14 protein-coding genes are annotated in these 14,476 nt (G+C 55.4%); 9 read left to right on the forward strand and 5 right to left on the reverse strand.

Annotated features, from left to right (window positions below):
- Positions 1-26: 26 nt before the first annotated feature.
- Positions 27-584: a chlorite dismutase family protein gene (locus IEW12_RS03520; RefSeq protein ID WP_188564579.1), complete on the reverse strand. Its 558-nt coding sequence runs from the start codon at positions 582-584 to the stop codon at positions 27-29.
- A 239-nt stretch (positions 585-823) separates the two neighbouring features.
- Between IEW12_RS03520 and IEW12_RS03525 the strand changes: the two genes are divergently transcribed.
- From IEW12_RS03525 to IEW12_RS03545, 5 genes are all read left to right on the forward strand, one after another.
- Entirely contained in the window at positions 824-1,402 is a 579-nt protein-coding gene (locus tag IEW12_RS03525) for a hypothetical protein (protein WP_188564580.1), read from the forward strand.
- Positions 1,399-2,265, forward strand: coding sequence for an NIPSNAP family protein (locus IEW12_RS03530; protein ID WP_188564581.1), 867 nt, complete (start codon positions 1,399-1,401; stop codon positions 2,263-2,265). Before IEW12_RS03525 ends, IEW12_RS03530 begins: the two co-directional genes overlap by 4 nt.
- A 4-nt stretch (positions 2,266-2,269) precedes the next feature.
- Positions 2,270-2,650: an NIPSNAP family protein gene (locus IEW12_RS03535; protein ID WP_188564582.1), complete on the forward strand. Its 381-nt coding sequence runs from the start codon at positions 2,270-2,272 to the stop codon at positions 2,648-2,650.
- A 397-nt stretch (positions 2,651-3,047) separates the two neighbouring features.
- Positions 3,048-4,583, forward strand: a complete 1,536-nt coding sequence (locus tag IEW12_RS03540; RefSeq protein ID WP_188564583.1) for a phospholipase D family protein — start codon at positions 3,048-3,050, stop codon at positions 4,581-4,583.
- 144 nt (positions 4,584-4,727) lie between these two features.
- Positions 4,728-5,267 (forward strand): peroxiredoxin, encoded by a 540-nt coding sequence (locus tag IEW12_RS03545; RefSeq protein ID WP_229750897.1) that lies wholly within the window; start codon positions 4,728-4,730, stop codon positions 5,265-5,267.
- A 29-nt stretch (positions 5,268-5,296) separates the two neighbouring features.
- On the opposite strand, the gene IEW12_RS03550 is transcribed toward IEW12_RS03545, so the two are convergent.
- Complete coding sequence (locus IEW12_RS03550; RefSeq protein ID WP_188564585.1) at positions 5,297-5,776, reverse strand: hypothetical protein; 480 nt, start codon at positions 5,774-5,776, stop codon at positions 5,297-5,299.
- A 307-nt stretch (positions 5,777-6,083) separates the two neighbouring features.
- Here IEW12_RS03550 and IEW12_RS03555 point away from each other — a divergent pair, with 307 nt between their 5' ends.
- The gene (locus IEW12_RS03555; protein ID WP_229750898.1) at positions 6,084-8,669 is read left to right on the forward strand and encodes a chemotaxis protein CheW; all 2,586 of its coding nucleotides are present in this window, start codon (positions 6,084-6,086) and stop codon (positions 8,667-8,669) included.
- Positions 8,670-8,743: 74 nt separating this feature from the next.
- Here IEW12_RS03555 and IEW12_RS03560 read toward each other — a convergent pair whose 3' ends face one another.
- Entirely contained in the window at positions 8,744-10,255 is a 1,512-nt protein-coding gene (locus IEW12_RS03560) for a Do family serine endopeptidase (RefSeq protein WP_188564586.1), read from the reverse strand.
- A 273-nt stretch (positions 10,256-10,528) separates the two neighbouring features.
- Here IEW12_RS03560 and IEW12_RS03565 point away from each other — a divergent pair, with 273 nt between their 5' ends.
- Entirely contained in the window at positions 10,529-11,014 is a 486-nt protein-coding gene (locus tag IEW12_RS03565) for a hypothetical protein (protein ID WP_188564587.1), read from the forward strand.
- A gap of 26 nt (positions 11,015-11,040) precedes the next feature.
- Here IEW12_RS03565 and IEW12_RS03570 read toward each other — a convergent pair whose 3' ends face one another.
- Positions 11,041-12,393 carry an ATP-binding protein gene (locus IEW12_RS03570; RefSeq protein WP_229750899.1) on the reverse strand — a complete coding sequence of 451 codons (1,353 nt, stop codon included), beginning with the start codon at positions 12,391-12,393 and terminating at the stop codon, positions 11,041-11,043.
- Positions 12,390-13,052: a response regulator gene (locus IEW12_RS03575; RefSeq protein WP_188564588.1), complete on the reverse strand. Its 663-nt coding sequence runs from the start codon at positions 13,050-13,052 to the stop codon at positions 12,390-12,392. Before IEW12_RS03575 ends, IEW12_RS03570 begins: the two co-directional genes overlap by 4 nt.
- 235 nt (positions 13,053-13,287) lie before the next feature.
- Here IEW12_RS03575 and IEW12_RS03580 point away from each other — a divergent pair, with 235 nt between their 5' ends.
- Together IEW12_RS03580 and IEW12_RS03585 are read left to right on the forward strand one after the other, a co-directional pair.
- Positions 13,288-14,028 (forward strand): hypothetical protein, encoded by a 741-nt coding sequence (locus IEW12_RS03580; RefSeq protein ID WP_188564589.1) that lies wholly within the window; start codon positions 13,288-13,290, stop codon positions 14,026-14,028.
- Between the two features lie 43 nt (positions 14,029-14,071).
- Positions 14,072-14,449 carry a hypothetical protein gene (locus IEW12_RS03585; protein WP_188564590.1) on the forward strand — a complete coding sequence of 126 codons (378 nt, stop codon included), beginning with the start codon at positions 14,072-14,074 and terminating at the stop codon, positions 14,447-14,449.
- Positions 14,450-14,476 lie beyond the last annotated feature (27 nt).

A 14,476-nucleotide genomic window follows, 5' to 3' on the forward strand; every position in this document is an offset into this window, starting at 1 on the left:
CATCCGGCCACAAGTTTGAACCTGGTTCAATCAAGGATCAGGCGGATTTCTATCTCTCTGTCTACATAGCTCCATTCCTCCGTGGCACGCAAGGCGGCAAGCAAGCGGTCGAAGTCAGGTTCATGCTCAGGCGCGAATTCAAACCAGGTCAAAAAGTCGAAAGGTTCATTGCCGGACAGGTCGCGGCAGTGATGCAAGCGCCTTGCAATCGCCGGCAGATACTGCATGCCTATGCGGTTATGGTGCGAACGCTCTTCAAAGATACTGCGCCGCTCGTCCTGTGTCATTGCCCACCATGCAGCGTTTTTACGTATGGGTATCAAAGCCGCGCAGCTTGCCTCTGAGCGCCCCAGGTCGGGCTGCACAGCCAGCAAGTGATTTTTTTCTTCACGCGTCACGTAGCGCTCGTTGCTGGTAAGGCCTCGCAGTGCCCAGCCCATCGCCAATTGCGGTTTGATCTCGGTATTGGGCAGGATATCCAGCCTTGCCGCCTCCCCCAGCGGCATGCCGCTGACGCTCAGATTTCTGACTATGCGCCAGCGGCCGGTATTGCCCCCTACAAATGAAAACATCCTTGGTGTCATCGTATTGCTCCTGCTTGTCCATTGATATCAGCAATTGCCAACAGAAAGCATAGTCGGCTGAGGTTTCGTCTTCATTACAGGTTGCCGATGTGATTTGTGGCTTATTTTGATTTTCTTTTTAACTAGGACCGATATAGACCTATATCGTATTTAAGCTGCACTTATCGCCCGGCCGCACCGGCAATGCATCAAGGGCGATATGGAAATGGGGCTTTCAATCACGAAAAAGGGGCAAGGCAATGGAAAATTCGGCAAAAACACCGGCAATAGCCAGGGCAGAAACCGGTATCCACGATTTCAATTTCTTTTACGGCCACTGGCATATCCGCAACCGCCGCCTGGTTGCCCGTTTGCAGGGCTGCACCGAATGGGAAGAGTTTGATGCCGTCGGACATGTGCGCCCGCTGCCTGCAGGCATAGGCAACTACGATGATTTTATTGCGAAGGCATGGAGGCCGGATTTTGTCGGCATGTCTTTGCGCATTTTTAACCCGCACACCGAGCTATGGAGCATCTACTGGCTGGAAAACCAGACCGGCGGCCTGAATGCCGCAGGGGCACTGCTGCCGCCCGTGGTCGGCAAATTTAGCGATGGCGTGGGCATCTTCGAAGGCGACGATATGCTGGGGGAAAAGGCCGTACGGGTACGCTATACCTGGTCCGGCATCACCGCCACCACAGCACGCTGGGAACAAGCCATGTCCGCCGACGGCGGCCTGAACTGGGAAACCAACTGGATCATGGAGCATGTCCGTAATTCCGGACAGGATGCGGCAGAAGAGGTAGCAACGCCTGCGAGGCTAGAGGCCGTAGTATGACACTCTCCGCCTTCAGCACCCAGTTTCTGATCGCAGCAATGATCGGCTCCGGCCTGTGCGCCAATGCGCAGGCTCAACTTGGCATAAAGAATAAAACCATGGATAACGAACAACCTCTTCCGGCAGCACCGAACATCGTCAAGGACTACCCAGTCATCGAGTTTCGCCGGTACACGATCAAAAGCGGCGGGCGCGAACAGTTCGCCCGCTATTTTGAAAGCTATTTCCCGGAAGCCTTCCAGCAACTAGGCATGATGGCTTTCGGCCAGTTTTTCGAGCGCGGGCATGCCAGAGGTTTCACCTGGCTGCGCGGCTTCCAGTCCATGGAAGCACGCGCCATCGCCAGCTCTGCTTTTTACTACGGACAAGTGTGGAAAGAGCACAGGGTCACACTCAACAACCTGATCGACGACAGCGATAACGTCTACCTGATGCGTCCGCTGGCTGCGGGACGCGGCGTGGCGGTGATGCCAGCAGTTGACCCGGTTCATGAGCCGAAAGGTGCGCATGGCATCCTGGTGGCGCAACTGTTTTCTGTAAAAACCAATCAGCTTGACCGGTTTGCAGAGCAGGCAGAAACCGTCTTTTCCCGTTACCGCGCTGCCGGTATCAGGGAGGCCGGGGTGCTGGTTACTCTGGACGCGGCCAATAATTTTCCGCAATTGCCGGTCAGGACAGATGGCCCCTATCTACTTTGGCTAGGTTTGGCCAGGGACCAGGAAATGCTGGATAACATCTGGACGCCGCTGGCGCAGCAATCACTGCAGCGGCTGGCCGATACCGGCCTGCTGATGCAAATGCCGGAGCAAATCGTGATGGACCCGGCACAGCGTTCGCGCCTGCGCTGGCCGAACAGGGAGTGAGAATATGAGTAGCAAAACCACAACATGCATTGAAATCCGCTCCTATCAGTTGAAGCCTGGCCAGCGGGCAGCCTTCCATCGCCACTTCATGCAGGATGCGTGGCCGCTGTTGCTGCAATGGGATGTGGACGTTGTCGCCTTCGGCAGCTCTCCGCATGATGAAGACTCCTACTACCTGATACGCGCCTACGACAGCCTGGCACACAGGCAAGCCAGCCAGGACGCATTTTACGGCAGCGCGGACTGGCGCCTAGGCCCGAGGGAGTCCATCGTATCCCGCATAGAGACTTACACATCCATCGTGCTGGACATGGACCCAATTGCGATCGATGCACTGCGGCAGGGGCATCCTGCGGCTCAGACCAGGGAGGAAAAAGCGGCCTGATATTGTACAAACATCAGCACTAACATCAGCAACAACGTCAGCGCAGGCAACGGAGCCGCCTTCAACGAGGTGGTGGCTCCGCCTGCCCAGATGCCCCATCTGCAGCAAAATTCCCATTGGCTTTAAGTCAACAAGCTGGCAAGCCGGGGTCAAACAACATCACATTTCCAGTTTCGTCGCACACATGCGTTTATACCCGTGCAAGGGGCTGCGATTAGACTTACCATATGCACTAAAATAGAACCACAGGCACTCCTGATCTGCTGTATTGAGAGCAGACAAACCAACAAAGAAGGGATTTAACTTGATCCGGATTATCCGCAGCGATAGTTTTTGCACAATACCGGAAAAATACAAGCTGAACTGGCATAGCGCTTGGCGTGCAGTCCTCGCCGGCATGATGCTCAGCCTCATTGCCGGCTGCACCAGCTTGCCGGTCGTAGACCGGTTTGCCACTGAAGCGGTGCCCTTATCCGCCAAGACCACACTGGGCAAGATTGCACAAGACTCCATCCCTGCACCTGAATTGTCTGGTTTCAGGCTAATGCCATTGGGATCGTTCTCACTTGATACGCGCCTGCAACTGGCGCACCGTGCCGAGGCCACACTGGATTTGCAGTATTACCAGTTTCAGGACGACGAGACCGGCCGCCTGCTATTACGTGCAGTTGCCGACGCAGCCAAGCGCGGCGTGCGTGTGCGCCTGCTGCTGGACGATTTTTATACCAGCGGCAGCGATACGCTCTTCCTGGGCCTGGCAGCATACCCAAATGTAGAAGTGCGCCTGTTCAACCCCTTCTGCTGCGCCCGCGATACCGGGCAAATAAGCCGTTTCGCACTGTCTTTCGGTGATTGGTCGCGCGTCAACCATCGCATGCATAACAAACTGTTTATCGCCGACGGCGCCATGGCCGTGATAGGCGGCCGCAATGTCGCCAACGAATATTTCCAGCGCAGCATGGCAGAAAATTTTGTCGATGTGGACGCCTTCACGGTCGGCTTTATCGTCCCGCCCCTGCAAGAATTGTTTGACCGTTACTGGAACAGTTTTTCCGCCTATCCGCTGGAGACCATTGCAAAAACCGGGCTCAGCAAGGAACAGTTGATCGCGCAGTTCGATGACAGGACAGGTCCCAAGACCACCCCGCCCCCGGACAAACTGGGTCCAAACGACATCCTTGGCTATGGTCCGATTGCCGACGACCTGGATGCAGGAAGACTGGGTCTGATTTGGGGTGAGGCCTATGTGTTTGCCGACTACCCTGACAAGCCCTTTGAAAGCAAAGCTGGTGCAATTCCCCTGGAAACCAGCGTAACTTACAACGTGGTAGAAGAAATGAAGAAGGCCAAGAGCGAGGTCGTGGCTTCTTCCCCTTATTTTGTACCGGGTGCGCGTGGCATGAAGTTATTGCAAGGCCTGCGCGACAAAGGCGTCAAGGTGCAGGTGCTGACCAATTCACTGGCGGCAACGGATGAACCCATCGTCCATGCAGGCTATAGCCGCTATCGGGAGGATATGCTGCGCATAGGCGTAGACCTGTATGAGCTGAGCCGTTCGCGCCTGAAGATGAATAACCGGCCTTTCCATTTCGGCTCCTCGCTGGGACGCCTGCACGCCAAGGTGGTGGTGATCGACAAGCATCTGTCTTTCATCGGCTCCATGAATCTTGATCCGCGCTCCGCCAGCGTTAATACGGAACTGGGGGCGATCGTTGACAGCCAGGCACTGGCCAAGGAATTGCTCAATATCATCGACATAGACAGGCTGCAAAGCGCTTACCGCGTTCGGCTTTCTCCTTCGGGCCACGGACTGGAATGGCTGGGTGCAGACGATGAGCAAGAAATGGTCTTGAAGACGGAGCCTGATGCAACTTCCTGGATACGCCTGAAACTATGGTTGCTAGGGCCGCTGATACCCGATGAATTACTATGATACATATCGCTGCGCGCAGATATTGCACCTTGTGCTATAAACTAATAGTTGAAGTTTAAGAGCTTAGGTTTAAGAGTTAAGCAATACGGCATGGCTTTAAAGCCTCAATGCCATTAACCCGCCAAAACGATGCAAGGAAGTGCCATGAAACTTGTTCACTTACTCATTCCAGCCAGTCTGGCCTTGTTCAGCACCGGCAGTTTTGCCGCCCTGGACATAGGCGAAGATGCGCCTAAATTTACTGCCAACGTATCGATTAACGGCCAGGCACAGAGCTTTTCTCTCAGCGACGAACTGCGCAAGGGGCCTGTGGTCGTGTATTTTTTCCCCTCTTCGTTCACCACCGGCTGCAGCATAGAAGCGCATAATTTTGCTGAAGCGATAGACCAGTTCAAGGCCGCCGGCGCCACCGTGGTCGGCATATCGCGCGACGATATGGATACGCAAAAGAAATTCTCTGTATCCGCCTGCAACGGCAAATTTGCTGTGGCCGCCGATACGGACCTGGCAATAGCCAAATCCTATGACGCCATCCTCGCCACCCGGCCCGACTATGCCAATCGCATTTCCTATGTGGTTGCGCCCAACGGCAAGATCATCTATCGCTATAGCAGCCTGAATCCGGACAAGCACATCATCAACACCTTGAACGCAGTGAAGGAATTGCACGCACAAGCGCGTTGATTTTTGAGTTACCAGAAGGGCTTGAAAAATCAGGCCTTGTCCGTATCGGCAATAACATCCTGCTGGACCTGTTTCAGATGAAGCAAATGGGTTTCCAGCTGTGCAATGAGTTCACGATGGCGCTCTTCGGCATCCTGCAAAATCTGTTGCTGATGCCGCAGCAAGTCATCGCTGGACTGCACCGTTTCCCGGTGTAGTTCGGCCATCATCAGGTAGCGGTGTGCATCCGACAGCACAATGCCCAGCCAGGTCGAAGCGGACATCAATTGCTCCCGCCGCCCGCCGTTCACCGCCAGCTTGCCGACGATATTGATCTCCAGATACAAGGGCAAGGCCATCGTGTCATGCCTGGTCTTGGCGCCCTTCCCCAGCAATAACTGGCCCGAGGTATCCAGAATACCCCAGCGCGAACCCAGCATCGCCGTCAAGGCCGACTGCACTTTGATCAAGGGCACCGCAGCGAGTAAATCGCTGAGGCTGATATTGCGATCAAACTGCTGGACATCCATCCCCGTCCTCCGCCTATTTTTCCGGTTCAGCGCTGCCTTTCCATGCCGGACTGCAATGAAGCTGAATTCATCATACTCCATTTGCCTGTCTTGTCCAGAAGCAGCAAACAGCGATCCCTTCGGCAAATTGAAGAAATTCCTTTTCCAGCTCTTTTGAGAACACAAAATTCGGCATTTCACACGCCACTCAGAATTAATACTGCATGGCAAGCTTATTGCATTTGAGTTATCGCTAACAGCGCGGCGTTTCATATTGCCGCTTGTCATTAAAAAATTGGAAATTTTGCAGGTAGAGGATAGAGGGACGATGCAAGCAAGAAAACAGGTGGAAGAATTTCTGCCTTATATGCCTGGAGTAGCAAAATGCGAACGCTTGCTGAGGGAATTGAATTTCTCGTGGCGGCTGATCGAATCGACGGCCAAGATGGTATGCCCGGTAGAGGCCAAGGCCATCCTGCCGACGATGAAAACAACACGGGAAGGCTTTAACAGCCTGGAACAACAACTAATCACCAATCTGGCGCAAGAGAACATCACCAAATCGGTGCAGGAGCTGCACTTCAAAGCGCAGGTCATTATCGACATTGTGGTGCGCAACCTGTTCGAACGCACCGCCGACGTCGGTTTCCTGGCAATGGATGACGCCATACGCGCCTTCATCCTGGATGAAGAGTGCGATGCCGATACGCTGGTGCCGCGCCTGCAAGCCTACCGCGACAAATATACGGTCTATGATGAAATCCTGATCCTGGATACCCAGGGCGAGGTCCTCGCGCATCTGGACGATACGAGCGAGGTGGAGTACTCCACCGATCCGCTGATCGCCGCCACATTGGCGTCGGATACCTATGTGGAGAGCTTTCATCATTCCGACCTGCGTCCCGGACAAAAGCGCAGCCTGATCTACTCCCGTAAAATCACCCACCCGCAAGACGGCAGCGCTATCGGCGTGCTATGCCTGTGCTTCCCGCATGAAGTGGAAATGGCGGGCGTATTTGGCGGCCTGAGCAAGACTGCAGACCGCTCGGTAATGCTGATGCTGGACAGCGCAGGCCATGTCATTTCCAGCAGCGACGAGCAGCACATACCCTCCGGCCAGAAAATGCAACTGGCACTGAACGGCGATTACGAGATCGTTACCTATGCCGGGCGCGACTATCTTGCCAAGACCTGCGCCGCCCAAAATTACCAGGGCTATGGCGGCCCGGGCTGGCTGGGGCACGTAATGATTCCCTGCGAAGCCGCCTTCCGCCAGCGGGAACAAGACGCACTGTCTGCCTACGATACGCCCACCCTGGCGGGCATCATGTCCCATGCCAAGACTTTTTGCCCGCCGCTGCATGAAGTGTCGGTCAGCGCAGAAGCCATCAACCTGGCCCTGCGCCGCGTCGTGTGGAACGGCAAGAACATGTCTGCCGGCCAGGACAACGATTTGCTGAGGCTGAAATCCATACTGCAGGAAATCAGCCAGACCGGCGACGAAACCAGCCGCGTCTTCAAGGATTCCATCCACGACCTGTACGGCACCGTGATCTCTTCCGGCCTGCAGGATGCACAATTCATCTCCAGGCTGATGATAGACATCATGGACCGCAATCTATATGAGCGTGCCAATGACTGCCGCTGGTGGGCATTGACCCCGGACATACGGCGGCTGATGGCCTCGGGCTCATTGGCGGGCTCGCTAAGCCGCGACGATGCGCAAGCCATCACGCGGATACTGGAAGCCATCAACGCGCTCTACACGGCCTATACCAGGCTGGTGGTCTTCGACGCCAATGGCAAGATCGTGGCGGCATCCGACCTGCACAAGGATGGACTGGAAACAGTGGGCCAGATGATGGACGCAACGCTGGTACGCAAGACGCTGAACCTGCCCGGCAGCCAAGCCTATTGCGTATCGGAGTTTGAACCCAGTTGGCTGTATGCGGAACGGCCTACCTATATCTACTGCGCGGCAATCTACCATCCGGAAGAAAACCGCGCCGTGGGCGGTATAGGCATCGTGTTCGACTCTGAACCCGAATTCCGCAATATCCTGCTGTCTTCACTGCCTGCGCGCCCCGGCGCCTTTGCGGCGTTTGCCGACCGCAGCGGCCGCGTCATCTCCAGCACGCATGCTGAATATCCGCCCGGCAGTATCCTGAATCCGTCCAGCGCCGTCCTGCAAGAAAAGAACGGCGTCAGTGCCGCGCAAATACTGGTACACGACCAGCAATACACGATGCTGGGCCATACAGCTTCGTTCGGCTACCGCGAGTACAAAAATTCTGGCGACTACCAGAATGACATCCTGGGCATGGTCTTCGTGCCTATAGGCGAGCAGACTACGGCAAGCATGCAGGATGAAAGCTGGAACTACCAGGATGAACGGCGTGAACCGAGCGTGGACGCGCAGGAATACGCCACCTTCCTGGTTGACGGCGATGTGTTTGCGCTGCCCGCAGCATATGTGCTGGAGGCGCTGGACATACAGCGCATGCATTCTGCATCCACCTTGAAACCGCTGATTGCCGGCGTGCTGGACTATCGGGACAATAATGGAGAATCGTCGATTTTCGTGCCGGTAGTCGATATGCGCAACCTGCTGCACCCGGCATCCAGGGAAGATGGCGTTTTAAGCGAAATCATCGTCGTCCGGCAAGGCAAGCATACGCTGGGCCTGCAAGTCGGCAGCCTGCATGATGTGCTGGAATTCGGTAGCGAGCAGATAGACCCGCCGCTGGATATGTTCCGCAATCAGACTCGTTTTGTCTGCAACCTGATCAAGACCGGCAACCACAACCGGATGATACAAGTCATCGACTTCGACAGCGTGATGCGGCATGTGTATGAAAAGAAATCCGCCGCAGAACAGGAGGCAATAAGCGCGGAAGCCAGCCTTGACGAATAGGTGAAAAAAGAAAAGCGGGGAAGCATCTCACGCTGCTTCCCCACCGGGCTGTGCAACAACTACCGCTTCAGGTATCAGCCAAGATCTACGGGGATAAAGATCTTGGCATCTTCCCTCTGCACCAGCAAGGCAATCGTCTTGCCTGCCTTCTGCACCATGCCCTGGAACTGCTTGCCGTCGTTCACGGCAACGCCGTTGACTGACAGGATCACATCACCAGGCTGTATGCCAGCCTTGGCCGCCGCGCCGCTCACATCTTCCACAACCAGGCCTTTGCTCAAGCCGGACTGCCGTTGTTCATCACGCTCCAGCGGCCTTACTGCCACACCCAGGCGCCCTTTGGCGGCCTTCGCGTCATCGTTTTGTGCGAGCTTGGCGTTCTTGAGCTCGCCTATCGTGACAGACAGCTTGATAGTCTCACCCTTGCGTATCACATCCAGCTTATTGGAGGTGCCGGGCATCACATCGGCTACCATGCCGGACAAGTCAGACGCATGCTCTACCGTCTTGCCATTGAAGCCGATAATCACGTCGCCCGGTTGCAAACCGGCTTTCTCGGCCGGGCTATCCTTCTCGGTAGCACTGATCAGCGCGCCTTCTGTCTTTTTCAGGCTGAAGGAATCTGCCAGCGCCTGATCCAGCTCTTGCGTATAGACACCGAGGTAACCACGCGTCACCTTGCCGTATTTGACCAGCTGCGCCTGCACCTTGTTGGCGGTATCGATAGGTATCGCAAACGACAGGCCCTGGTAGCCGCCGGTCTGGCTATAAATCTGCGAATTGATCGCAATCACTTCGCCCTTCAGGTTAAACAGAGGGCCACCGGAATTACCCGGGTTCACCGCGACGTCGGTCTGCATGAAGCCAACGCTGGGGTCACCCGGCAAAGTGCGTGATTTGGCACTGACAATACCCGCCGTCGCCGTGTTTTCAAAACCGAACGGTGAACCAATCGCCAGCACAGGCTCGCCCACCTTGGTCAAGGCAGGATCACCCAGCACCACGGTAGGCAAATCCTTCGCATCGATCTTGATCACCGCGACGTCGGCACGCTTGTCCGCACCCAGTACCTTGGCCTTGAATTCGCGCCTGTCAGTCAGCTTGACGGTCACTTCCTGCGCACCATCCACGACGTGTGCATTGGTCAATATCAAACCATCATGGCTGACGATGAAGCCAGAACCGAGACCACGCATGACTCCGCCATTACCACCACCCTGCCCATGCGGCATGTTAGGCATCAATGGGCCAAAGCGGCGGAAGAATTCGGACAGAGGATCTTGCTGGCTGCCATTATCATCATCGTCATCATCGCCCTGCGCATTACTGCGCATGCTGACCTTGTGGGTCTTGCCGACGACACTGATGTTCACCACCGCAGCGCCGTAACGATCAACAATCCCGGAAAAATCGGTCGCCGTCGCAATCCCGGCCGACACGCTATGCGTTACCGGCAGACCGCTCTGCGCAACATTAGCGGCCTGGACCTTGCCCAGAGTGCTACCCTCCAGATAGAGGCCGCCGCCGACCACTGCTGCCAGTATCGCAGCAGAAAGAATGCTTTTCGCAAAAACATTATTTTTCATCTAACACTCCTTGGTATCAATGGACTGGTTTTCCAATCATTGAGGGAGATATTAGGGGGGTAGATTTAAAATAGACTTAAATCTGATGGGAATTTTTTGGAAAAATTGATTTAAATTTTTGGCAATTGTTTAGATGGTGGTGATTGATCGGTTTGTACTTCGTGGGTACAAGCCGGGGGTGGCCCGGCAGCCACTTACTCTTTCTTGCTTCGCCAAGAAAGAGTAAGCAGAAAGAAGGCGACCGCAAGCCTCGCCCCTTCGGGGTGCCCGAATATGCGGCACAAAAAATGGGAAACGGGCGAAACTCGCTACGCTCAAACACACCCGTTTCTGATCCATTTTCTGTACCGCACAATCGGCGAGGCTCCGAGCGGTTTAAGTTCAAAAGCAAAATCAAAAGCAAATTCAAAAACAACGGCAACCAGATTCTCTAATTTCGAAGAAACGCAACCTCACAAATTCCGGCGGCTTGAATTTGATGTTGATGTTGGGGTTGTTTTTGAAGTACCACCGCTCGGGACGCAGCATTTTGTGCGTTACAGAAAATGGATCAGAAATGAACGTTGTCTGAGCGCAGCGAGTTTCGTTCATTTCCCATTTTTTGTAATGCAGCAAAATGTGATGGCGCTTGCCGCCATCACCCGAAGGGCAAGTCTGCGGTCGCCTTTCTTTGCTTACTTTCTTTGGCGAAGCAAAGAAAGGAAGTGGCCGCCGGGCCACCCCCGGCCAGCAATCCCAACTATCACCAGACGTATTTAATTACGCGACACTCAACATATCCAGCGCTACCCAGCAGCAGGCAAAAGCTCCCGACCAAAAACAACCCGCACCAATAAGCCCTTGCCAGTGTTGGTCAACACCACTTCCGCCCTATGCGCCTCCGCAATCTGCCGCACAATCGCCAAGCCCAAGCCAGTCCCCTTGGACTGCGAACCCGGCACCCGGTAAAAGCGGTCAAATACCCTGGACAGATCACCCTCCGGTATTCCGGGCCCATTGTCCTGCACGCAGAGGCTCACCGTATCTGCATCGGCAAGCAAGGACACATCGACCGCGGATCCGCGCGGGCTGTAGCGAATCGCATTGTCCAGCAGGTTATTCAGCAGGATGCGTATCCCGTCCGGGTGACCCATAATCTGGGCCGGCGTATCAGCCTGCACGCCCAGGTCTATTTCCTTGTCATTGGCTGCCATCGCAAAATCACCGGTTGCAGCGCGTACCAGCGCCTGCATGTCCACCACCTGCGGCACCTGCTCGACGGCACCGGGCTCTTGCCGCGCCAATGTCAGCAACTGCTGCACCAAGTGGATCGCGCGCTCCAGGCCCTGCTTCAGGTCGGCAAAGGCTTCTTCGCGCTGCGGACCTTCGCCGGCGCGCTCGGCCAGCAATATCTGCAGCTTCAGCGCTGTGAGCGGCGTCTTCAGTTCGTGGGCAGCGTCGGCGATAAAATTGCGCTGCGCCTGGATGGAAATATCCAGTCTCTGCAGCAGTTCATTCAGGGCGCGCGTCAACGGCTGCACCTCCTGCGGCACGCCGGCTTCCGAAATCGGAGTGAGTGCTCCGGCATCTCGGCTTTGCACGTCGGTAGCGGCGCGCTGCACGGCAGACAGGCTGCGGCCTACCGCGAACCAGATCAGCGCCGCCAGGAAAGGCAGTATCAGCAATAAGGGCGCAACCGTCTTCAGCGCCAGCCGGGCCGCCAGCTCCAGCCGTGCGCTCAGCGGCTGCGCGACTTGCACGATGGTGTCGCCCAGTTGCGCGCTATACACGCGCCAGGTGGTGCCGTGTGCGGAGAAATTGGAAAAGCCCAATTCAGCGCGCTGCGGTAGCGCCGATGTGTCATGCGAATGATAAATACGCAAGCCTTGCGAGTCCCAGATCTGAATGATGATATCTTCCTGCATATTCGACAGCTCGGGCCGTGTCGGTATTAGCGGCGCATAGGATTGCGCCGGCAGCGAAGCAACCAATTGCTTCATCTGGTAGTCGAATAGCTGATTGGCTTGTTCCCGCACCTGCATATAGATCATGCTGCCGGCAAAGACGATGCCGGCCAATATGCCGACCGACAGCCATACCAGCAGGGTGCGGCGCACAGAGGGGTTGGCTGGGTGGATCATGCTGGATACTCCGCTCATGCCGGCCTCGGCACCATGTAGCCGACACCGCGGATATTCTTGATGAAGTCGGCCCCCAGCTTCTTGCGCAGAGCGTGGATATATACCTCGACAGTATTGCTCTCCACCTTCTCGTCCCAGCCATAGAGTTTTTCAGTCAGTTGGGCCGGAGAGAAAACCACGCCGGGGCGGTCCAGGAAAGCCTCCAGCAAGGCGAACTCGCGGGCCGACAATTGTATGGGCTTGCCTTGCAGATGGACTTCATGGGTAGCCGGGTTCAGGGTCAGATTGCCAAAGCTGAGTACAGGATCAGCCCGGCCAGACTGCCTTCTGAGCAAGGCGCGGATACGCGCTTCCAGCTCCTCCAGGTCGAAAGGCTTGACCAGGTAATCATCCGCGCCGGAATCCAGGCCTTTGACCCTGTCTGCCACAGCATCACGCGCGGTCAGTATCAGCACAGGAATGGCGTTACCCTTGCGGCGCAGCGCGGTCAGCACATCCAGCCCGGCTTTTTTGGGCAAGCCAAGGTCCAGCAATAGCAGGTCGTAGCTCTCCAGCGCCAGCGCGCCTTCCACAGCGCCACCATCCTGCACCCAGTCAACAGTGAAACCGTCCTGCCGCAAGCCCTTGCGCAAGCCCTCGCCCACCATCACATCATCTTCCACCAGCAATAATCGCATCGCCCTACCTTATCTGTCAGCCTTATGAGGATTTTAGCCGAATAATGTCATCAGAAAAGTTTGCGCCCCGCCAAGATCAGGAGATACCCTCTGGAAATTGTTAAAAATATTGAAGATAAAAGCCTCTGCATCTCCTGCACAAGCTTTTATGACATGCTTTCACAATAAGGACTGATCGAAGATCCGATAAGGCCGTCCCCAATACATTGCAGCAATGTAGAAATAAGAGGAGGGAATGATGCCGTACCGCCAACTGCTCGCTTCGCTGATGCTCACGCTTTTTGCGCCCGCAATGGCCGATGAAAAGATCAGCCTTTTATACAATGAGCGCATCCCCTATTTCGAAACCCAGCTCGATGGCGACGTAGAAGGATTGATAGGTACGCCGGCAAAGTGGGCATTTATCAATGCAGGCATTCCTTTTGAATGGAAGAAATCTTCTTCCAGCGTGCAGTTGCAAACCATACGGGGAAACCAGAAACAGGCCTGCCTTGTCGGCTGGCACAAAAATGCCGCTCGCGAAAAGGTAGGAAAATTCACGCACGCCCTTTATCTGGACAAGCGTACCGTCGCATTGGGCCTGGCAACCAATCTCAAATTCGGCACTGAGAAATCGGCGGCAGAATTGCTGTCAAATCGGCGGGCGGTGCTGATGGTCAAGGAGGGATATTCTTACGGCCATGTGATCGACGAGCAGATTGCACGCAAGAACCCCAGGATGGTCACCGCAGTCGGTGAAAACACCAATATGCTGAGCATGCTGTTTTATGAAAGAGCCGATTATTTTTTCGTCGGCGAAGAAGAAGCCACAGAATTGATCAGGCGCTCCGACTACAAGGAAAAGAATTTCAAGATAGTGTATTTTTCAGATGCCCTCCAGGAAGATCCAAGGCATCTGTGGTGTACCGGCCAGGTATCGGATTCTGTGATCGAAAAACTCAATGCAGAGATCGACAAGACTCGGGCGAGGCGCTGACAGCCGGGTTATACTGCAGCCTGAAATACTACCGGAGAAACCTATGCCGTCGGGCCAAGCAATATTAAAAGAATTATCCAGCACGCTGCGCCATTTGCACCGCGCTTTGATCGAAGCAGAAAGCACTAATTTCCCCGACGCCACCGGCCCCTATGACCGCTTGATGCTGGTGGTGGAGCATCCGGAATTTCGCTGGCTGCACGCCTTATCAGAACTGATTGTGGAAATCGACGAACTGGCTGACGACGAAGCCGCCGGCGGCCAGGCTGCTACGCCCTGCAAGGAAGTGATAGAACGACTGCTAGGCCCGGCACCGGCGGTGCGCGAAGATTTTCGCACCCGTTATCTGGACTTGATGCAAAGCGCGCCGGATGTGGCGATTGCCTCCGGCGCGGTAAGGCGCGTCTTGGCACGGCTTTAATGCACGTAGCTTAACTCTGGCAACGGC

Source organism: Parundibacterium terreum, from assembly GCF_014636315.1.
Classification (GTDB): Bacteria; Pseudomonadota; Gammaproteobacteria; order Burkholderiales; family Burkholderiaceae_D; genus Undibacterium; species Undibacterium terreum.